The organism is Lentzea aerocolonigenes (genome assembly GCF_000974445.1).
GTDB lineage: Bacteria > Actinomycetota > Actinomycetes > Mycobacteriales > Pseudonocardiaceae > Lentzea > Lentzea aerocolonigenes.
On record NZ_BBOJ01000021.1, the window covers coordinates 271,227 to 290,480 of the forward strand.

19 protein-coding genes are annotated in these 19,254 nt (G+C 69.4%); 7 read left to right on the forward strand and 12 right to left on the reverse strand.

Annotated features, from left to right (window positions below):
- Both AOM45_RS36115 and AOM45_RS36120 read right to left on the reverse strand, forming a co-directional pair.
- On the reverse strand, positions 1-825 hold the full coding sequence (locus AOM45_RS36115) for a class II aldolase/adducin family protein (protein ID WP_081902501.1): 825 nt from the start codon (positions 823-825) through the stop codon (positions 1-3).
- A 23-nt stretch (positions 826-848) separates the two neighbouring features.
- Positions 849-2,387 carry an FAD/NAD(P)-binding protein gene (locus AOM45_RS36120; protein ID WP_081902500.1) on the reverse strand — a complete coding sequence of 513 codons (1,539 nt, stop codon included), beginning with the start codon at positions 2,385-2,387 and terminating at the stop codon, positions 849-851.
- 460 nt (positions 2,388-2,847) lie between these two features.
- Here AOM45_RS36120 and AOM45_RS36125 point away from each other — a divergent pair, with 460 nt between their 5' ends.
- Positions 2,848-3,825 (forward strand): AraC-like ligand-binding domain-containing protein, encoded by a 978-nt coding sequence (locus AOM45_RS36125; RefSeq protein ID WP_030471084.1) that lies wholly within the window; start codon positions 2,848-2,850, stop codon positions 3,823-3,825.
- A gap of 45 nt (positions 3,826-3,870) precedes the next feature.
- On the opposite strand, the gene AOM45_RS36130 is transcribed toward AOM45_RS36125, so the two are convergent.
- Positions 3,871-4,347: a pyridoxamine 5'-phosphate oxidase family protein gene (locus tag AOM45_RS36130; protein ID WP_030471083.1), complete on the reverse strand. Its 477-nt coding sequence runs from the start codon at positions 4,345-4,347 to the stop codon at positions 3,871-3,873.
- Positions 4,348-4,516: 169 nt separating this feature from the next.
- Here AOM45_RS36130 and AOM45_RS36135 point away from each other — a divergent pair, with 169 nt between their 5' ends.
- Genes AOM45_RS36135 through aroF form a run of 4 tightly spaced genes read left to right on the forward strand, consistent with a single transcriptional unit; the run spans position 4,517 to position 8,771 of the window.
- Positions 4,517-5,035, forward strand: a complete 519-nt coding sequence (locus AOM45_RS36135) for a flavin reductase family protein (RefSeq protein WP_156094182.1) — start codon at positions 4,517-4,519, stop codon at positions 5,033-5,035.
- Positions 5,035-6,465 carry an FAD-binding oxidoreductase gene (locus AOM45_RS36140; RefSeq protein WP_030471081.1) on the forward strand — a complete coding sequence of 477 codons (1,431 nt, stop codon included), beginning with the start codon at positions 5,035-5,037 and terminating at the stop codon, positions 6,463-6,465. Before AOM45_RS36135 ends, AOM45_RS36140 begins: the two co-directional genes overlap by 1 nt.
- A gap of 19 nt (positions 6,466-6,484) precedes the next feature.
- Entirely contained in the window at positions 6,485-7,678 is a 1,194-nt protein-coding gene (locus AOM45_RS36145; protein WP_030471080.1) for an acyl-CoA dehydrogenase family protein, read from the forward strand.
- 58 nt (positions 7,679-7,736) lie between these two features.
- Complete coding sequence (gene aroF, locus AOM45_RS36150) at positions 7,737-8,771, forward strand: 3-deoxy-7-phosphoheptulonate synthase (RefSeq protein WP_030471079.1); 1,035 nt, start codon at positions 7,737-7,739, stop codon at positions 8,769-8,771.
- A 53-nt stretch (positions 8,772-8,824) separates the two neighbouring features.
- On the opposite strand, the gene AOM45_RS36155 is transcribed toward aroF, so the two are convergent.
- From AOM45_RS36155 to AOM45_RS36170, 4 genes are all read right to left on the reverse strand, one after another.
- On the reverse strand, positions 8,825-9,319 hold the full coding sequence (locus AOM45_RS36155) for a nuclear transport factor 2 family protein (RefSeq protein ID WP_035912375.1): 495 nt from the start codon (positions 9,317-9,319) through the stop codon (positions 8,825-8,827).
- The gene (locus AOM45_RS36160) at positions 9,303-10,847 is read right to left on the reverse strand and encodes an AMP-binding protein (RefSeq protein WP_030471077.1); all 1,545 of its coding nucleotides are present in this window, start codon (positions 10,845-10,847) and stop codon (positions 9,303-9,305) included. The genes AOM45_RS36155 and AOM45_RS36160 overlap by 17 nt, the downstream gene beginning before the upstream one ends.
- Positions 10,848-10,917: 70 nt before the next feature.
- Positions 10,918-12,354: an MFS transporter gene (locus tag AOM45_RS36165; protein WP_081902498.1), complete on the reverse strand. Its 1,437-nt coding sequence runs from the start codon at positions 12,352-12,354 to the stop codon at positions 10,918-10,920.
- Between the two features lie 84 nt (positions 12,355-12,438).
- Positions 12,439-13,017 carry a TetR/AcrR family transcriptional regulator gene (locus AOM45_RS36170; protein ID WP_030471075.1) on the reverse strand — a complete coding sequence of 193 codons (579 nt, stop codon included), beginning with the start codon at positions 13,015-13,017 and terminating at the stop codon, positions 12,439-12,441.
- 59 nt (positions 13,018-13,076) lie between these two features.
- On the opposite strand from AOM45_RS36170, the gene AOM45_RS36175 reads away from it, so the two are divergent.
- Together AOM45_RS36175 and argJ are read left to right on the forward strand one after the other, a co-directional pair.
- Positions 13,077-14,042, forward strand: coding sequence for an LLM class oxidoreductase (locus AOM45_RS36175; RefSeq protein ID WP_030471074.1), 966 nt, complete (start codon positions 13,077-13,079; stop codon positions 14,040-14,042).
- Positions 14,043-14,126: 84 nt separating this feature from the next.
- Positions 14,127-15,296, forward strand: coding sequence for a bifunctional glutamate N-acetyltransferase/amino-acid acetyltransferase ArgJ (argJ, locus tag AOM45_RS36180; RefSeq protein WP_236703949.1), 1,170 nt, complete (start codon positions 14,127-14,129; stop codon positions 15,294-15,296).
- Positions 15,297-15,311: 15 nt separating this feature from the next.
- Here the strand turns inward: argJ and AOM45_RS36185 are convergent, their stop codons facing one another.
- Genes AOM45_RS36185 through AOM45_RS36205 form a run of 5 tightly spaced genes read right to left on the reverse strand, consistent with a single transcriptional unit; the run spans position 15,312 to position 19,245 of the window.
- A complete protein-coding gene (locus AOM45_RS36185) occupies positions 15,312-15,974 on the reverse strand; it encodes a TetR/AcrR family transcriptional regulator (RefSeq protein ID WP_030471072.1) in 663 nt (220 codons plus the stop codon).
- A gap of 37 nt (positions 15,975-16,011) precedes the next feature.
- The gene (locus tag AOM45_RS36190; protein ID WP_030471071.1) at positions 16,012-16,212 is read right to left on the reverse strand and encodes a ferredoxin; all 201 of its coding nucleotides are present in this window, start codon (positions 16,210-16,212) and stop codon (positions 16,012-16,014) included.
- A 15-nt stretch (positions 16,213-16,227) separates the two neighbouring features.
- Positions 16,228-17,412, reverse strand: a complete 1,185-nt coding sequence (locus AOM45_RS36195; protein ID WP_030471070.1) for a cytochrome P450 — start codon at positions 17,410-17,412, stop codon at positions 16,228-16,230.
- The gene (gene mhpA / locus AOM45_RS36200) at positions 17,396-18,901 is read right to left on the reverse strand and encodes a bifunctional 3-(3-hydroxy-phenyl)propionate/3-hydroxycinnamic acid hydroxylase MhpA (protein WP_030471069.1); all 1,506 of its coding nucleotides are present in this window, start codon (positions 18,899-18,901) and stop codon (positions 17,396-17,398) included. Before mhpA ends, AOM45_RS36195 begins: the two co-directional genes overlap by 17 nt.
- A gap of 2 nt (positions 18,902-18,903) precedes the next feature.
- Positions 18,904-19,245, reverse strand: coding sequence for a DoxX family protein (locus AOM45_RS36205; protein ID WP_030471068.1), 342 nt, complete (start codon positions 19,243-19,245; stop codon positions 18,904-18,906).
- Positions 19,246-19,254 lie beyond the last annotated feature (9 nt).

A 19,254-nucleotide genomic window follows, 5' to 3' on the forward strand; every position in this document is an offset into this window, starting at 1 on the left:
TCACTCCTCGAGGAGATCGGGCTGCTCCAGGGTGATCTCGTCGTACAGCAGCTGGAAGCTGAACCAGCCGAGCTGCGCGTCGCCGAAACCGTCCTGTGCCGCGAGGGCCTGCTCGTGCGACATCGGCACGGGCTTGCCGGCCGACATCGCCAGCAGCTGCACGTGTGCGCAGCTGTCGAACGTGAAGAACCAGTGCACGGCTTCTTCCAGTGAGCCGCCGACGGTGATGAGTCCGTGGTGGCGCAACAGGATCGCGCGCTTGTCGCCGAGCTTCTCGGCGATGTCCTGGCCCTGCTCGACCGCGATGGACGGGCCGCGGTAGTCGTCGTAGAGAACCTGGTCCTGGTAGAACGCGGCCGACTCCTGGTCGAGCGGCTCCAGCAGCTGGCCGAGTGCGCCGAGCGCCCGCGAGGGCGCGGTGTGCGCGTGGGCTGCGGCCTCGGCCTTCGGGTTCAGGCTGTGGATCTTCGAGTGGATGACGAACGCGCTCGGGTTGACCGGGTGGTTGCCCTCGACGACGGTGCCGTCCTCGTCGACGCAGATGAGGTCGCGGACCTTCACCAGGTTGAACGACACGCCGAACGGGTTCACCCAGAACCTGTCGTCGTGCTCGGGGTCGCGCACCGAGATGTGACCGGAGATCCCTTCCCCGAAGCCGTACTTGCCGAACAGCCGCAGCGCCGCGGCGAGTCGCTGCTTGCGGTGCCTGCGTTCCTGGGCGATGTCGGCGAACTCCGGCGCGTGCGGCATGGGCAGCCCGGTGTGCGTGTCGGCGAGGTAGCCCGGCCGCACGGGTTCGACGGTGGAAAGTTCCACAGTGGACATTTCGTTGAACTCCTCGATGATGATCAGGCGGACTGCAGGACGTCGTGCCCGGGGGTCAGCACCGCACTGTCCTCGCGGATGGCGCGGACGATGTCGACCGCTCTGTCCACGAGGGACTGAACGCCGAACGTGAAGAACAGGCTGCCCGCCGCGGGGTCGCCGAGCGCGTAGAGCCTCGGGTTCGGCGTGGCACCGACGGTGAGCCTGCTGGTGGCGCGCTCGACGTGCACACCGCCGCGCGGGTGCGGTTCGGCGAGGCCTGCCCCGACGAGCGAGTTGACGAGCGGTGCGGCGAGCTCGTTGACCCTGCGCATCCGCGCGTTGGTCGCGTTGATCACCACGGCCGCGCGGTGGTCGCCGCGTGCCGTGCCGATGCGGAAACCGTCTCCTGGCACGGATTCGACGCCTTCGAGTCCGTTGACCAGCTCGACCTGTCCGGACTCGACGAGCGAGAGCAGCACCGCCGCGTTGCCGGGCGGCATCGGGCAGCACAGGCTCATCAGCGCGCGGTCGTACCGCTGCAGCAACGCGTTCTTGTCCTGCTCGGTCAGCAACGGCCACACGTCCGGGCCGGCGTCGGGAACGGCCTGCTGCAGAATGCGCAGGCCGGTGCTCGGCGAGTCGACCTCGCCGAGCTGCCTGCGCAGCCGCGCGATCGGGTCTTCGGTGCGCAACGCGTCGATCTCCGCGCGCACCGCCTCGACGCTCTCCCCCGCCGCGGCGAGCTCGGCGCTCATGAGCGTCACGAGGTCCTGCAGCGTCCTCGTCTCGCCTCGCGCGGCCACCCCGCGGAAGTGCGCGGGGGTGAAGTACCGCAGCCGGTGGTGGATCTGCTTCTGCCGCACGCCGGGGAGCACACCGCGGCGGGAGAACAGCCTGATCTTGCCCTGGTGCCCTGTCGCGTTCAGCGCGAGCACCACGTCCACCGCGGTCAGCCCGCTGCCGATCACGGCGACGTCGGCCTCGGAGTCCACAGCGGACAGCGTCCGGCCGACCGGATAGGGCTCCATCAGGTAACCCTCTTGTCCTGCAAGCGAATAGTGGTCAGCAGGCCGTCCCGCACCGACGCTGAGCACCGCGTAGTCCACTTCGTGCACGTCTCCGCGTGCGGTGTGCAGCTTCAGCCCGCCGTTCGCGGCCGGCGTGGCGTACTCCGCGCGTTGCCGCACCAGCTCGACGCGCCAGTCCCGTTGCAGGAGCGTCATGAGCGCCGCCCGTGCGGACTGTTCCAAGTAGTCGCCGTAGACGGCACGCGGCACGAAGTGCGACCCCGAAAGGGGATCGGTGTAGGCGGCCGCTCCGCCCACGAACAACTGGCGCGTGGTCAACCACTCGGCGAGGTGCTGGTTGTCGCCGGCGCGCACGGACATGTCGTCCGGCGTCGCGTTGACCCGAACCACTTCGAGGTCCGGCTGATAGGGCCTGCCGCGCCACAGGTGACGCGACGGCTCGAAAACCGTGATGACACCGGGCCGCAGATCGCGTTCCTGCACCAGCGCGTCCAGTAAACACACCGCGGACGCGCCGCCACCGATCACGGCGATTCTCGGTAAAGACGACATGTCCCACCCTTGACTCTGACTTGCCGAAAGTTCGAAACACAACCCGATGCCACACTTGTGCATTCAGGGAATGGGCGAGATTGTCACTCGCTGATCGAAGGCTACCGTCCGGCTTAACCACCCGGTTTGCGCACCAGCGCGCGGAGAGTTGCGGATTAGCGCATCAATGCAGTCCAGATGGCCTCACGCGCCTGCCCCGCAAGCGACTGTGATCGAGGTCACCATAAGGTTCTTCAATAGGTCGTTCGACATTCCCGAGAACGTGCTACTCGGCCGGACGCGACCCCGTGTTACATCGGACGCACATGAAGTCATGCCCGCGTGATCATTCCTGTTTGCCCTCACAACCATTTCAAATAATGACTCCATGCGCATCACTCGAACGGGTAGAGTGAGGGTTCCGCGCAGCGTGGCGTGGTCGGTCTGGCGCATTTCGTCACAAACTCAGGGGGAGTCGACAGTGGCCATCGCGTCCGTCGTGGAGGTTGTCAGCACGACCACCGCCGATCCGGCGTGCAGGTTCGACCAGTGGGAGGACCAGGTCAAGCGAACCTGCGGCACGCTCCAGGTCCTCGGCGACCGCGACCGCTTCGACGGCGGATGCATCATGACCTGCAGCCTCGGTGACGTCCGGGTGTCCATGATCTCGGCCGACCCGCACACGGTCATCAGGCAGGAACACGTTGCCAGCAGGGAAGGTGGCCACGTCTACGTTGCCGCGCCGTTGCAGGGCAGCACGAAGCTGAGCCAGGACGGCACGGACGTCACCGTAGAAACGGGTGACGTCGTCGCGTTCGACAGCAGCAGGCCGTACACGCTGTGCATGCCGGAGCGGTTCCAGATGGTCGCGGTCCGCGCGCCGCACCGCTCACTCGGCCTCACACCGCAAAGCACCCAGGCCGTCACCGCCTCGCCGTGGAACGGCAAGACCGGCGTCGGTGCGCTGGCGGTCCACACGTTCGCGGCACTCGGCGCACACCTGCTCGAACTGGAAGCCGCGGCGATCGAACCGCTCGGCGTGACGATCAACGGACTGATCACCACGCTCTTCGCGGAACGACTGCGTTCCGCCGCGGTGGACCCGCTGGCGGCGCGCCGCCTGCTGATGCTGCGGATCTGCAGCTTCGCCAAGGAACACCTCGGCGACTGCGGACTCAGCCCGGCCACGCTCGCCAGGCGGTACAACATCTCACTGCGCTATCTGCAGGTCCTCTTCGCCGAGCAGGGCACGAGTCCCGCCAAGTGGATCAGGGACGAACGTCTCGCGCGCCTGCGCGCCGACCTCACCGAACCGCGCTACGACCACCTGACCGTCGCCGCTCTGGGCGAGCGCTGGGGCCTGGTCGACGCGTCACAGGTCAGCAGGCTGTTCCGGATGAAGTACGGCGTGACGCCGCGCGACTTCCGCCGGATGCGCAACGAGGCCGTCGCCGCCTGAAAGAGCCGTTGGTGCTGCGACGTCGCAGCACCAACGGCACGGCGATCAGTCTTCCCGGTCGTGCGGCGTCGGGTTCGAGCTGAACTTCTGCGGCGTGACGAACACCGCCGCACGCCGGTCAGCCAGCATTTCCCGGTCGTACTCCTCGAGATCGGGGTGCGTTCCCCCGGCCGCCGCGTAGATGTCCCGCAGCAGCTGCGGCACGCGATCGGCCGGCAGTCCGGGCAATTCGTCATCCGGACCGGCGATCTGCACCGGGCCCGTCACCGCGATCCAGTCCCAGCCCGACCGGAACACCAACGTCGCCTGCGGGGTCTTGCGCAGGTTGCGCAGTTTGGTCGTCCCACCACGTGAGACCAGCGCGAGGACCTGCTCGCCGGTCACCGGGTGCGCCACGACGCCGGCGTTCACGACGGACACCGCCGGTTCACCGTTCGTTCGCATCGTCACCAGAACCGCCAGCCAGTCCTGAGTGGACGCGAGCTCGGCGACCCTCTTCAGGCCGTTCTCGGTCGAGATCATCTGGTTCTTCGCTCCCTCACCCGTGCGCGAAATGCCGAAAACGTGTGCGCGGACCGGACAGGCCCGTCCCGCACGGCTCGATACTATCGGTGTCATCACGCGAAAGTCCTTGCGTTCAAAGGGATGAAAGCAAATCCCGAACCCAACCTCACTCGACAAGGGGAGACCCGTGGGCGTCGATCTACGCATGGCGATGCGCAACTTCGCCACCGGCGTCTGCGTGATGACCACGTACGCCGATGGCCCGAACGGACGAACACACGACGGCGTAACGGTCAACTCGCTGACATCCGTCTCGCTCGATCCGCCGCTGGTGTCGGTGTGCCTGCGCCGCGACTCCACCTTCCTGGCCGACCTGCTGGACACCAAGGTCTGGGCTCTGTCCATTTTGGACATCAGCGCGACCGACGTCGCCAGGGCGTTCGCGCAGAAGCGGGAGGTCCGCGCGGCGGCGCTGCACACCCTGTCCGCGACGCCGGGCGACGACACCGGCGCACTGGTGCTCGACTCCCCGGCCTGGCTGGAGTGCCGGCTGCGGCAGCACGTCGACGTCGGCGACCACACCGTCGTGGTGGGCGACGTGATCGCCACCGGGGCACAACGCGGAAGGCGGCCACCACTGGTCTTCCTGCACGGCGAGTACCACGCGGGCCGCTGCCAGCAACAGACGGAAGAGGCAGTCAAGTGATGAGCGAAACGCCCGACACCGACACGATCGGCATCGCCGCGGACATCGTCGGCGCGGACCGCGTGTCACCAGAGGGACCCGGCGCCAACACCGGTTTGTTCCGGCAGCGCAAGGTGTTCGGCACCGTCCGGCCGCGCACGCCCGACGAGGTGCGCAGGCTGGTCACCGCGTACGCGGCGCGATCGGTGTCGCTGCACGCGTACAGCACCGGCCGCAACTGGGGCCTCGGCTCCCGCGAACCGGCCGACGACGACGTGGTGGTGCTCGACCTCGGCTCACTCGACGAGATCAGGGAGATCGACGTCGACGCGGGCTGGGCCGTCGTCGAACCCGGTGTGACACAGGGGCAACTGGCCGCCCGGCTGGACGGCACCGGCCGGATGCTCAACGTGACCGTGTCGTCCGCGCACTCCAGCGTGATCGGCAACGCCCTCGACCGCGGCGTGGGACTGCGCCACCAGCGGGTGGAAGACCTGATGGGGCTCGAGGTCGTGCTGCCGGACGGCGAGGTCGTGCGCGTCGGCTGGTGGCCGGACGCGCAGCGGCAGACCCCGGTGTACCCGCACGGGCTCGGCCCGTCGCTGGTGCAGCTGTTCGTCCAGGGCAACTTCGGCATCGTGACCGGTGCCGTCGTCCGGTTGCTGCCGCGTCCCGAGGCGCTGCGCGTGGTGCGGCTGAACTTCCAGCCCGCCAAGCTCGGCGAGGCGACCGCGCACCTGCGCCGCTGGCAGGCGCAGGGTCTGGTCAGCGGCGTGCTCAAGTTCTACAACCCCGCCGCCGCACGCGGTTACGGCAGCACACCGGGCGAATGGCTCGCGCACGTCTGCGTGGACGGCACCCCTGCCGCCGTCGCCGCGCTCAGCGGGATCATCGTCGACGAAGCGGTGCGCAGCGGCGTCTTCACCGACGTCTCCAACACCGACGCGACCGACCCGGCCAGTCCGCACCACGAGGTGACGGCGCTGGTCGAGCGTTCCTACCTCGGCGACCCGGACGTCACGGACACCGTGTTCGAGGCGAAGATGGGCATGCCGGCCGACCAGCTCGACGAACGCATCGGGTTCCTCTTCTTCCTGCCGCTGCTGCCGTTCACCCCGGAGGCCGTCGTGACGGCGGACGGGTTGCTCGAACGGGTGCGCAGGGAGACGGGAATCGCCTGCGGTGCGACCGGGAACGTGCTCGGGCCCGACGTCGTCGACCTCGTCGTCACCCTCAAGTTCGACCGGAGCGACGCCGAGGTCGCGCACCGGGCGCTGGACCTGGTGTACGAGAGCTTCACCGAGGCCGGCTTCCTGCCGTACCGCCTCGACGTCGACCACCGCGAGTGGTTCGACCGCTGCGGCGGGCAGCCGGGCGAACGGGCGTTCACCAGGCGCCTCAAGGACTCCATCGACCCGGCCGGGACCATCGCACCCGGTCGCTACTTCTGAAGGCCAGGAGAAGGCTGCAATGACCATTTTGGACTCTGTTGAGGCGGCGCCGCTCACGGCGGAGGACGTGCTCGCCCGCGCACGGGCGGCGGCACCCCTGCTGCGCGAGCGTTCGGCCGAGATCGAGCAGGCGCGATGTCTGCCTGCCGACGTCGTAGACCTGTTGCGCGGCACCGGTGTCTTCCGGATGGCCCTGCCGCGCAGCTGGGGCGGCCCCGAGCTGAACCCGATCCAGCAGACCGAGGTCATCGAGGCGCTCGCCACCGGTGACACCTCGGCCGGGTGGTGCGCCATGATCGGCATGGACACCCCGCTGTACGCGGGTTTCCTCGACGAGCAGGTCGCCCGCGAGCTGTTCACCGACCCGGACATGATCACCGCCGGTCTCATCCTGCCGAGCGGTCGCGCCGACCGCGTGCCCGGCGGGTACCGGGTGACCGGTCGCTGGCAGTTCGGCAGCGGCATCACCCACGCCGACTGGGTCGTCGCCGGCTGTTTCGTCTACCACGACGGTGAACCGGAGCAGAGCCCGAGCGGCCAGCCGATGCACTGGCGCATCGTGATCGCGCGCCAGGAGCAGTTCGAGATCCACGACACGTGGCACACCACGGGTCTCGCCGGCAGCGGCAGCCGCGACTACTCGGCCACCGACCTGTTCGTGCCCGAGGAGCAGACGTTCAGCTTCGCGGCGCCGCGCAGACCCGGCCCGATGTCCACTCCGGACGCGATCCTCGCCAACATGCCCGGCGTGCCGCTGGGGGTGGCGCGCGCCGCCCTGGACTTCGTCCGCGACCTCGCCGCGGGCCGCGTCGACCGGCCGACACAGTCGCCGTGGGCGGAGACCTACCGCGTGCAGATGGCGATCGCCGAGGCGGAGATGGAGCTCGGCGCCGCCCGTGCGGCCGTGTACAGCAGCCTGCACCGCCAGTGGGAGCTGGCGCAGGCGGGCGTGGCGCAGGACGCGGACCAGCGCGTGGCCGCCGTTCTCGCGCGGGTCAACTCGTTCCGCGCGGCGCGGTCGGTCGTGTCCAAGCTGTTCGACCTGATCGCGACGACCGCGATCTACAAGCCGTCGCCGATGGACCGGTGGCTGCGCGACGTGCAGACCATGCGTCAGCACGTGATCGCACAGGACCAGGTGATCCAGTCCGCCGGTGCGCACCTGCTCGGCGGAACGCCGCACAACCCGTTCAGCATCGGGATCGTCAACTGACGTTCCACTTCGACGGGCGGGGCCTCGGCCCCGCCCCTTTTTCTTGGAGAGCAACCAGATGGTCATCGTGATGGCGTTGGACGCGACCGAGGCCGACGTCGCGGCCGTGGTGGACCTCGTCGAGGCCGCGGGCGGTGAAGCGTTCGTGAGCCGCGGCCTCGACCGCACGATCGTCGGGCTGATCGGCGACGTCGACCTGTTCGCGACGCTCAACCTGCGCAGCCTGACCGGCGTCGCGGACGTCGTGCGGATCTCCGTTCCCTACAAGCTCATCAGCCGCGAGCACCACCCCGACCGCTCGACCGTCCACGTCGGCGGAGTGCCGATCGGCCCGGACACGGTGACACTGATCGCCGGTCCGTGCGCGGTCGAGACTTACGAGCAGACGCTGGCCGCCGCGCACATGGCACAAGCGGCGGGCGCGACCGTGTTGCGCGGTGGCGCGTACAAGCCGCGCACGTCGCCCTACGCGTTCCAGGGCCTCGGCGAGGCGGGGCTGAAGATCCTCGCCGACGTCCGCGAGGAGACGGGCCTGCCCGTCGTCACCGAGGTGGTCAGCGCCGACGACGTCGACACCGTCGCCGCGTACGCCGACATGCTCCAGGTCGGCACGCGCAACATGCAGAACTTCCCGCTGCTGCAGGCGGTCGGCCGCGCCGGCAAGCCGGTGATGCTCAAGCGCGGGATGAGCGCCACCATCGAGGAGTGGCTGATGGCGGCCGAGTACATCGCGCAGCGCGGCAACCTCGACATCGTGCTCTGCGAACGCGGCATCCGCACGTTCGAGAAGGCGACCCGCAACACGCTCGACATCGCCGCAGTCCCTGTCGCGCAACGACTCTCGCACCTGCCGGTGATCATCGACCCCTCGCACTCGGGTGGCCGTCGCGACCTGGTGCTCCCGCTCACCAAGGCGGCGATCGCGGTCGGCGCCGACGGTGTCATCGTCGACGTGCACCCGCACCCGGAGACCGCGCTGTGCGACGGGCCTCAGGCGCTCATCACGTCCGACCTGCCGAAGCTCGCCGAGGCGGTCAGCACCCTCACCGAGGTCACCGGGCGCACGCAGGCCCGTTCCCTGACCCCTGCCTGATCCAGTGCAAGAAGGCCGCCTTCCCGACGGGGAGGCGGCCTTTGCGCGTCGTTTCAGTTGCCGACGACGACCTGCGGGTCGCCGGTGAACCAGATGTTGTCGATGTGCACCTTGCTCATCAGCCAGCGCTCACCGTCCCGGACCAGCTCCACGGCGTAGACGTTCTTCAGCAGCGCGTGCCTGCTGTGGTCGTGGGCGGGAAGGTGCTGCGCCTCGACCAGCGCGGTGAGGCGGGCGGTGTCGGCGTCGAGCTCCACCCGGCAGTTGCCGACGGTGTGCGTTGTGTGCAGGCGCGGGTCGAGCACGATCCCGGCGATCATGTCGATGCCGGTCATCAACGGCACCTCGAGACCGCACTTCGTCGCGGCGGGCCGGAAGTCGAACTCCGCGTCAGGAGTAAACGCCGAGCGGAACAGCTCGTGGTCGCCGAGGTCGCGGCCGAACGCGAACCGGTGCAGGGCGTCCACGATCTCGTGCCGGTCGGCGATCTCGCGGAGCACGGACTCCACGCCGGTGGAACGCAGGGCGTGGTCAGTTGTGACGTACACGGCTCTCCTCGAAGGATGTGGTGATCTCCCGCAGCTGGGCGCGCTGCGGCTTTCCGGTGCGGGTCTTGGGAAACGCGTCCGGAGGGAGCAGGACGACGCGGTCCACGTGCAGCCCGTGCGCGGCCAGAACCGCTTCGCGCACAACGGGTTCGTTCTCCTCGGTGCCGTGGTAGGCGACGGTCAACGCGCCGTCGGCCAGAAAGGCTCCGACGAACCTCCGGTCGACGAACGGGAGTTCACCGACGGTCGTCTCGATCTCGTGGGCGTGGTGCAGCTCGCCGTCGATCCACAACGCGTCGGCGGTGCTGCCCGTGACCGTCAGCAGCCCGCCGCAGACGCGCGCGAAGTCACCGGTGTCGAGCCAGCCGTCGGAGGTGAAAGCAGTGACGTTGTCAGGATGTCCGTCCGCGTAGCCGGTGGTGACCGACGCTCCGCGCACCTGCAGCCTGCCGGCCACGTTCTCGCCGGCGAGGTCGCCGCGCAGGTCGACGACGCGAACGGCCACACCGGCATGCGGCCTGCCCACCGGCACGTACCGGTCGTCGTGCAGTTCGGCGCGGGAGAGCCGGTGGTCGACGACACCGGCCGCCGTCTCGGACATGCCCCAGCCCGGCCGCACCGCGTCGCCGGGCAGACCGAACGGCGCGAGTGCCGTCAGGAAGCGGTTGATCGTGCGCGCCTTCACCGGTTCGCCGCCGTTCATGACGTAGGCGAGCCCGCGCAGGTCCCACAACCCGGCCGACGCCCGTGCCGCGATCGCGTCCAGCGCGGAGGTCGTGCCCCAGGCGACGGTCGCACGGAAGTGGTCGGCGATGTCCAGCCACCGCGCCGGATCGCCGAGGATCCAGTCGCGGTGGGCGTGCACCTGGGTGCACGCGAGCTGCACGTCGCGCAGGTGGAACATGACCAGCCCGCCCACGTGGTCGAGCGGCATGGAGTTGAAGGTCACGGCCGTCGCGTCGAGATCGTTGTCCTCGATCGTGGCCGCCGAGCGGCTGAGGATGTTGCCGTGGCTCAGCCGCACCGTCTTGGGCGCGCCGGTGCTGCCGGCCGTGGTGGCCAGCAGCGCGACGTCGTCGAGCTCGCCGCGGAACCACCGGCGGTCCGGCGCTCCCGCGTCGAGGCCGCGCACCGTCCCGATCCACTGTGGACCGGACCTGGCCGGAGCGTCGGCCACGAGCCACAGGTAGCCCTGGTCGGGTCGCAGCCCGGACGGGTCGGTACTCGTCGGCACGGCGATGAACCCGCCGAGCACGCAGGCCCAGAACGCCGGCAGGAAATCACGGTTGTCCCGCAGGTGCAGCACGACGCGGTCGCCGGTTCGCACGCCCGCGAGGCGCAGTCCGCCGAGAACTCGTGAGGCGGCGTCGAGCAGGTCCGAATAGGACAGTGAGGTGGTGACGCCGTCCGCGGCGATCAGGTGGACGGCGGTCCCCCGGTTGCGGCTCGCGGCACGCGGCAGGAGGTCGGCCAGGGTCGGCACGTCGAGTGCCGGTGCCGGTCCCCCGTCGATCACGGACGTTGTCATCGCTCGCTCCGAAGTTCCTCGCGCAGGGTGCAGGGGCGGCGGCCGCGGCCGCCGCCCCTGCGGGGGTGAATCAGACGGTGGCCTTCTGCCGGGAGCGCAGAGCCACGACCAGTGTGGCCACCAGGGTCAGCACGGAGAAACCGGTCACCACGTACATGCCGTTGTGGTAGCTCTCCAGCGTGTTGGCCGCCCCGCCGTCCTGACCGAACGCCATCGTCGCGGTGACGATCGCCAGCAGCAACGCGGCACCGACCTGGTAACCGGTCTGCAGCACGCCGGCCGCGAGTCCCTGCTCCGCGTCCGCCACACCGCTGGTGGCCTGCACGTAGGCACCGGTGAAGGACAGCGGGAACGCGACACCGATCAGCAGCATCGTCGGCAGGATCGTCGTGTAGTAGTTCGAGTCCGCGTCGATGCGCAGGAACGACAGGTACGCGAGCGTGTAGGCGAGGAAGCCCGCGAACATCATCCACTTCGGACCGAACTTGCCGATCAGGCCACCGGCGCGCGGGGCGATCAGCGCGATCAGGATGCCGCACGGCAGGAAGCCGAGCGCCATCTCGAGCGGCGACCAGCCGCGCGAGGCCTGCAGGTACAGCGAGCCGATGAACTGGAAGCTCATGTACGTGCCGAGGATCGCCGCCGCGACCAGCGCGGCACCGACGAGTGCCGGGTTGCGCAGGAAGTCGAGGCGGATCAACGGCTGGGCCGTCTTGCGCTCGATCAGCACGAACGCGATCACCAGCACGACGAAGCCCGCGAACCCGCCGAGCGTGCGGCCGGACGTCCAGCCGGCGGCCGGCGCCTCGACGATCGTGAAGACCAGCAACAACATCGCGGTGGTGATGCTGAACGCGCCGGGGATGTCGTAGCTGCGCTTGGCGTCCGAGGGCGCGTCCTTGCCGACGAGGATGCTCACACCGACCAGCACGGCCAGCGCGATCGGAACCGGCAGCAGGAACGTCCAGCGCCAGCCGATCTCCGTGAGCAGCCCGCCCGCGACCAGACCGAGCGAGAATCCCGTTGCGCCACAAGCGGTGTAGATGGCGACAGCCCGGTTGCGGACGGCGCCCTCCGGAAACGTCGTCATGATGATCGCGAGACCGGCCGGCGCGCTGAACGCCGCGCTGACCCCCATGACGAACCGGGCGACGACGACCGTCACGCCGTTGTCGGCGATACCACCGACGAGCGAGGCGATCGCGAACACCGAGACCGCGACGAGCAGCAGCTTGCGGCGTCCGACCAGGTCGGCCGTCCTGCCGCCCAGCAGCAGGAACCCGCCGAACCCGAGCACGTAGGCGCTGACCACCCACTGCACAGCCGAGGTCGTCATGCCGAGCTCGGCCTGGATCGGCGGCACCGCGATGCCGACCATCGCGTTGTCGAGCGCGTCGAGGAACATCGCGCTGCACAGCACGATCAACGTGGCCCAGAGGCGTCCGCCCCAGCCCTTCGTCTCGTCGGGCAGCTGCGCGGCCGCCTTGGTTTCCTGGGACGTCGTCATGCCTTCCCCACTCCAGAGTATTTGACCTTGAGGTACAAAATTCACCCAGAAATACGCCCGACGAGCAGATGTCGGGTTTTGAACTCAGATCGCCGCGACCGCGGCGTCGATGATCGACCCCAGCCGATCACGGTCGGACGTCGTCTTGACCAGCACTCGCAATCCGATCATCGAGCTCTGCACCAGTCCCGCAAGCGCTTTCGGGTCGCGATCGGCGTCGATCTCACCCGCGTGCTGTGCGGCGATGAAAGCCAGGTGCAGCACCGACTCCGTCGCCTCGAAGGACCTGCCGAGCAACTTCACCGCCGGTTCGTCACTGGCGCGCAACTCCACCGCGGTGTTGACCACGAGGCAGCCGCACCGGTCCGGGTCGTTGAGGTCGGCCTCGACGAACCCGGTCAGGAGCTCACGCACCCGTTCCCGGATCGGCCTCCCCTCGTCCATGACCGCCTTCAGATCCGCGAGCTGCGTGTCCGTGTACCGCTCGAGACTCTTGAGGAACAACTCGTGCTTGCTGCCGAACGCGTGGTAGAGGCTGCCTTTGCCGATGCCGAGGCTGTCCGCGAGGCTCTGCGGAGACGTCTCGGCGTAGCCGTGCACGCGGAAGGTCTCCGCGGCCTGCTCCACCGCTTTCTCCGGATCGAACTTCTTGGGCCTGCCCACGACGGGAACAGTAGGTTATTTTGGACCTCCAGGTCAAGTATTGAACGTGAGGAGCTCGGATGTTCGGCAACCGCCCAGGTTTCGCCTCGATGTTCCGCGAGAACGAGCTGACGCTGGGACTGCTGTTCCCGCTGGAGTCCTACGCGGGCCCAGTACCGCGGATGAACGTGGAAGAGCAGGCCACAGAAGCGATCCTGGCCGAGGAACGCGGTTTCGCTGCCCTGTGGGCGCGCGATGTCCCGCTGCTCGACCCGGCGTTCGGCGACGGCGGCCAGCTCTTCGACCCGTGGGTCTGGCTGACGTTCATCGCCTCCCGCACCTCCCGCATCGCCCTGGCGACCGGCTCGACCGTGCTCCCCCTGCGCAACCCGATCGACACCGCGAAAGCCGCCGCGTCACTGGACCTCCTGTGCGGCGAACGGCTGGTGCTGGGCGCCGCGACCGGCGACCGCGGCATCGAGTTCCCCGCGTACGGCCTGAACCGCGACGACAGCGGCGAGCTGTACCGCGCCTCCGTGGAGTCCATCAGACGGTTGTGGGCAGAGGACTTCCCCGAGCTCGACTCGCGCTACGGCACCCTGCGCGGCGCCGACCTGCTGCCCAAACCACGCGGCGGGCGAATCCCGTTGCTGGTCACCGGGAACAGCCGCCAGGACCTGTCCTGGATCGCCGCCAACGGCGACGGCTGGCTGATGTACCCGAAACCCGTGGCTGCCCAGCGTCAACTCACCACCGCGTGGCGCGACACCACCGACGACTGGAAGCCGTTCTCCCAGTCCCTGTACATCGACCTCGACGCCAACCCCGGCGCCTCCCCGACCCCGATGCACCTGGGCTACCGCACCGGCAGGAACTTCCTGGTCGACCACATCGGCGAACTGCGCGACATCGGCGTCAACCACGTGATCCTGAACCTCAAGTACGGCCGCCGCCCGGCACCCGAGGTGCTCCAGGAACTGGGCGAGCACGTGGTCCCGCACTTCCCCGCCCACCACCTCGCCGCACAGCCGGCCTCGGCGACGTGACAGCCGGGCTGACTGAATAGGTATGCAGCTCGATCGTTCGACGAGCGATATAGCTAGAGTAGAAGGGCATCCGTATGCATCGACGTGGATGATGGGACGACATTGACTGCGCACACTGCTCCGCGTGGCTTTCGGGGTACGACCGCGAACCTCGGGTTGAAGGACGGCGACGACGACTTCATGGTTGTCGTCTCGGAGGTGCCCGCGACGTCGGCCGCGGTGTACACCCGATCCCGGTTCGCGGGACCGAGCGTCCTGCTGAGCAGGCAGTCGAGCGCGGACTGCCGGGGAGTCGTGGTCCTGTCGCGCAACGCGAACGTCGCAACCGGCCAGATCGGCATGGACAACGCCGTGGAGGTGCGGCGGCGGGCGGCGGAACTCGCGGGTGTGCCGGAGCAGCAGCTGTTGATCGCGTCCACCGGCGTGATCGGCAGGCCCTATCCGATGGACACCATCCGCTCCGGTCTGAACGCGGTGGCCACGCCGCTTCCGCCAGCGGACTTCGCGGCGGCGGCGCGGGCGATCATGACCACCGACACCCGGTCCAAGACCGTGTGCCTGCGCGCCGGTGACGCGACCGTCGTCGGCATCGCCAAGGGCGTCGGCATGATCGAGCCGAACATGGCGACCCTGCTGACGTTCTTCTTCACCGACGCGCAGGTCGACGCTCACGATCTCGACGCCGTCTTCCGACGGGTGGTCGACCGCACCTTCAACGCGCTGAGCATCGACACCGACACGTCGACCAGCGACACGGCGGCGGTGTTCGCCAACGGTCTCGCGGGCACGGTCGACCTCGCCGAGTTCGAGTCGGTCCTCCACCAGGCGGCACTCGCACTGGTGCGCGACATCGCCTCGGACGGTGAAGGTGCCTCGAAACTCATCGAGGTCCGGGTCACCGGCGCCCGTGACGACGCGCAGGCGAAGCGCGTCGGCAAGAGCATCGTCAACTCGCCTCTCGTCAAGACCGCCGTGCACGGAGCCGACCCGAACTGGGGCCGGGTGGCCATGGCGATCGGCAAGCTCGAGGACGAGACCGACATCGATCCCGCCGGGGTCAGCATCCACTTCGGCGACCTGGAGCTGTACCCGACGCTGACCGACGACGCCGGACTCGCCAGGGCCTCCGCGTACATGAAGGGCACCGAGGTAGTGATCTCGGTCGACCTCCACATCGCCGCGGGCACGTTCACCGTCTACGGCTGTGACCTCACCGACGGCTACGTGCGGATCAACGCCGACTACACGACCTGACTCGGCGCGGACCGGTCAGACCCGGCTGACAGCCGAGGCGTCCGGCAGCGGCGCCGTCGCGATCTCCCGTGCTTCGTCCAGCGGGACTCCGAGCATGCGCAGCAACTGCTCGGCCAGCTCGTCGCACGTCGCGTCGGTGACTCGCTCCGGGTTCGCCAGCGACAGGTGCAACACGGCCAGCAGCGCTCCGGCGGAGGTGGCCAGCGCCAGCCTCGGTTCACCGACCCGGAAGCGGCCGGACGCGACCCCCGCCTCGATGTCGCGCAGGGCACGCGGGGCCAGTCCCGCGTCGGCGTCGATGAACGCCATCCCGTGTCGCACCAGCACCTGCGCCGTCTCCGGCCGCGCCACCGCGAGCCGCACGGCCAGCCGCATCGACTGCGCGAAGGCCATCGCCGGATCGTCGACGTCGCTGCTGAGGTCGTCCAGAAGCCGGCCGACCTCCTCCATCACCTGCGACACGGCCGCTTCGAACAACTCCGCCTTGGTGGCGAAGTGGTTGTAGAACGAGCCGAAACCCACGTCCGCCTCGTCGGTGATGTCCTGGATGCTCACCGTCGCGTGCTTGTCGCCTGCCAGGAAACCGCGCGCCGCGTCGATCAGCTTCTGACGCGTCTGGGCTTTGCGCCGTTCTGTGCGCGTGGCGGGTTCGGCGCTGCGGGAACGCGGTGTGGCCATACCTGAAAGGTACTGCATGACAGCACTGATGAATCGATCAGTGCTGGAGTTCCCGCAGCGCCGCCACGGGACAGACGTTGACGGCGGCGCGGGCTGCCGCGAGGTGCTCGGGTGGCACGGTCCCGCCTTCGAACAGGTAGACGACCTGCGCGTCGTCGTCGAGGTCGAAGACGTCAGGGGCCTGGCCGGCGCACAGGCCGTGGCCCTCGCAGCGGGCGTGGTCGACGGAGATCCGCACGGGTCTCCCCTTTCCTCAGGCGGGAACGAGTTCGAGCGGCAGCCGCTGGAGACGGCGGATGATGTTGTTCAGGCCCCACTCCGGCTCCCCGGTGGGCACGATCTTCTCGACGCGGGCGACGAGGGCCCGCAGCATCGACTGGATCTCCAGCCGGGCCAGGCCCTGCCCCGCGCAGCCGTGCGTGCCGCGGCCGAAGCCCAGCTGCCGGGAGGCGTCGCGGCGGATGTCGAACGTGTCGGGGTCCTCCCACTCCAGCGCGTCGCGGTTCGCCGAGGCGTAGAGGACGAGGACGCGTGAGCCCGCGCGCAGTGCGGTCCCCGCCACCTCGGTGTCCTTCGCGACCTTGCGGCTGAAGGCGCGCAGCGGGGACTCGTACCGCACGACCTCGTTGACGGCGTTGGGAATCAGGCCGGGGTCGTCCTTGAGGAGCTGCCACTGGCCGGGGTGCGTCGCGAACAGGTGCAGGGCGCTGGCGATCGCGCTGAGCGTGGTGTCGAGCGACGGCACGAGGTAGTCGATCATCAACGCCGGGCACTCGGAACGGGCGATCCTGCCTTCGTCCGCGGCACCCAGCAGGTCGTCCCCCATGCTGCCGGGCAGGACCGAGCGTCGCCGGACGACGCCTCGCGCGAAGCGCATCACCCCGAGACCCCGCAACGTTGCCGCGGCCGCTCGCCCGTTCAGCGGGCCCAGGACGTCGAAGGTCGCCGCGCCCCAGCTCAGCAGGTTCTTCCGATGTTCCTGCGGCCAGCCGACGAGATCGGGAACGACCGCGGTGGGCAGTGCCTCGGCGATGTCGACGCCGTCGACGTCGCGCCGGGCCAGCGCCGCGTCGACGATCTCGGCTGCCTGGCGTTCCACCGCTTCCGTCATCGTGCGCAGCGCCCTGGGCGTGAGCCGGTGCGCCACCAGGGCACGACGGCCGGCGTGGTCCTCGCCGTCGCTGTTGAGCGTCGTGCCGCGAGAAAGCCGGTTCGTGACCGGGTTCAACCCCACGCCCTCACCCGAGGTGAAGGTCTTGTCGTCCAACAGCACGGCTTTGCACTCCGCGTAGCGCGGCAGCGCGTACACCCCGTGCTTGGGCAGCCACACCACCGGCCCGAGTTGCCGCAGCTCCGCGTAGTGCGGATACGGGTCCAGAATGGACTGTGCGGAGTAGATGTCCGGCACGTACGCGGGGACGTCAGGGTGTCGGGGCAACGTTGCTCCTCACGGTGAACCGGGGCAGGGACAGGCACAGCCGCGAGAGGCTGTTGCTCGTGCTCAGCACCGTGCCGTCCGGGCGGACGACGGCGGCGCGGGTGCGACCGGCACGAAGCCAGCGGTGCAACTCGTCAGAGGGCCGCGTGGTGATGAGGACCGCGCCGCGTTCCTGGACGGCGGTGCGTTCGGCCTCCGTCGGGGCGATCGCCGTGACGACGGCGAACCGGTCACCGGCCACGTCGTCCAAGCGGCGTCCGTCGTCGAGAACGGCGTTGGGGCACAACCGTCCCGCCAGGGTTCGTCGCAGGCGTGGCCGCACGACCAGATCGGAACGGTGCAGCGGCGGTGTCTCGCTGTCGAGAACGTGGCGGGACAGGCCGGGGAGGAGTGCCAGGCGTGGTGCCAGCACCCGGCGGAGGAGTTCACCGAACCGGCCGCCCTCGGTCATGGCCTTGCCCACCAGCTCGGCCATCCGGATCATGGCGCGCGCGTGCGGCTTGCGCTCCACCTCGTAGGTGTCGAGCGCCTGTTCGGGCAGGGTCGCGCCGAGAACGCCCGCGAGCTTCCACGCGAGGTTGACGGCGTCACGCATGCCCGCGCCCATCCCCTGCCCGACGAACGGTGGCGTGAGGTGCGCCGCGTCGCCGAGCAGGAACACCCGCCGGTCGCGCCACCGGTCCGCGATCTGCGCGCGGAAGGTGTACTCGGCAACGCGAACGACCTCGAGATCGCCGGCCGGGACGTCCTTGGTCCACGGCGCGATCAACCGGTGCAGCCGGTCCCCGCCGCAGAAGTCGCCGTCGCTCTCGCCGGGCAGCAGGCGGAACTCCCAGCGGTAGCGCGTTCTCCCGATGCGCATGTAGGTCGCGGCGCGGCCGGGGTCGCAGACCTGGTGCACGCCTTCCCATTCGCCGAGTTCGGCGGTGGTGGCGATGTCGACCACGAGCCAGCGCTGGTCGAACCGGAAGTCCGTCATCGACGCGCCGATCGCCTTCCTGGTGAGGCTGTTCGCACCGTCGCAGCCGAGCACGTAGTCCGCGTGGATCGTCTCCTGTCGACCGGTGAGGCGGTCGGTCACCTCGACCCGCACGGGTCCGGTGCCGTCCTGGACGATGCCGGTGACCTCGGTGTTGCCGCGGATCTTCAGACCGGAACGGAGGAGTCGTTCCAGGTCGGGCTGGTCGAACATGGTGGCCCGCGGATGACCGTGACGGCCGGTGCCGGGAGCGCGCCGGAACTCGGCCAGCACGCGCAGGTCCCGGTCCAGCAGCCGCAACCCGTGGCAGTGCCAGGAGATGGCCGCGAACTCCTCGGCCAGTCCCACCCGTCCCAGGACGCGGTAGACCTCGTCGTCCAGGTGGACCGCGCGCGGCTGCGGGAAGACCGACTCCCAGCGCTCCAGCACCACGCACTCGACGCCGTACCGGGCGAGCAGTCTCGCGGCGGTCAGCCCGGTGGGGCCCGCGCCGACGATCACCACGGGCACCTTCACGACGACAGTCCCAGCGCCGCGAGGTAGCCGGCGACGAGCACCGCGCAGACCGCGGCCGGGGCGAGCTCGCGGACGCCGTCGCGGTTGCGGACGTGGGTGATCACCGCGCCCGCGAGCAGGAGCAGCAGGCCGACGCCCGCGGACGCTCCGAGCAACGGCACGGTCAGTCCGACGAGGAGGCCGGCTGCGCCCGCCACCTCCAGCGCACCGATCCCCCGGTAGGCCGCGACGGAGAACCCGGCGTGAGCGGCGAGGTCACGCATGCGTGGCAGCGCCAGCAACTTGGACACGCCGAGCAGGAGGAAGAGAGCTGCCAGCAGAACGGAGAACACGATCATGGGTCTGTC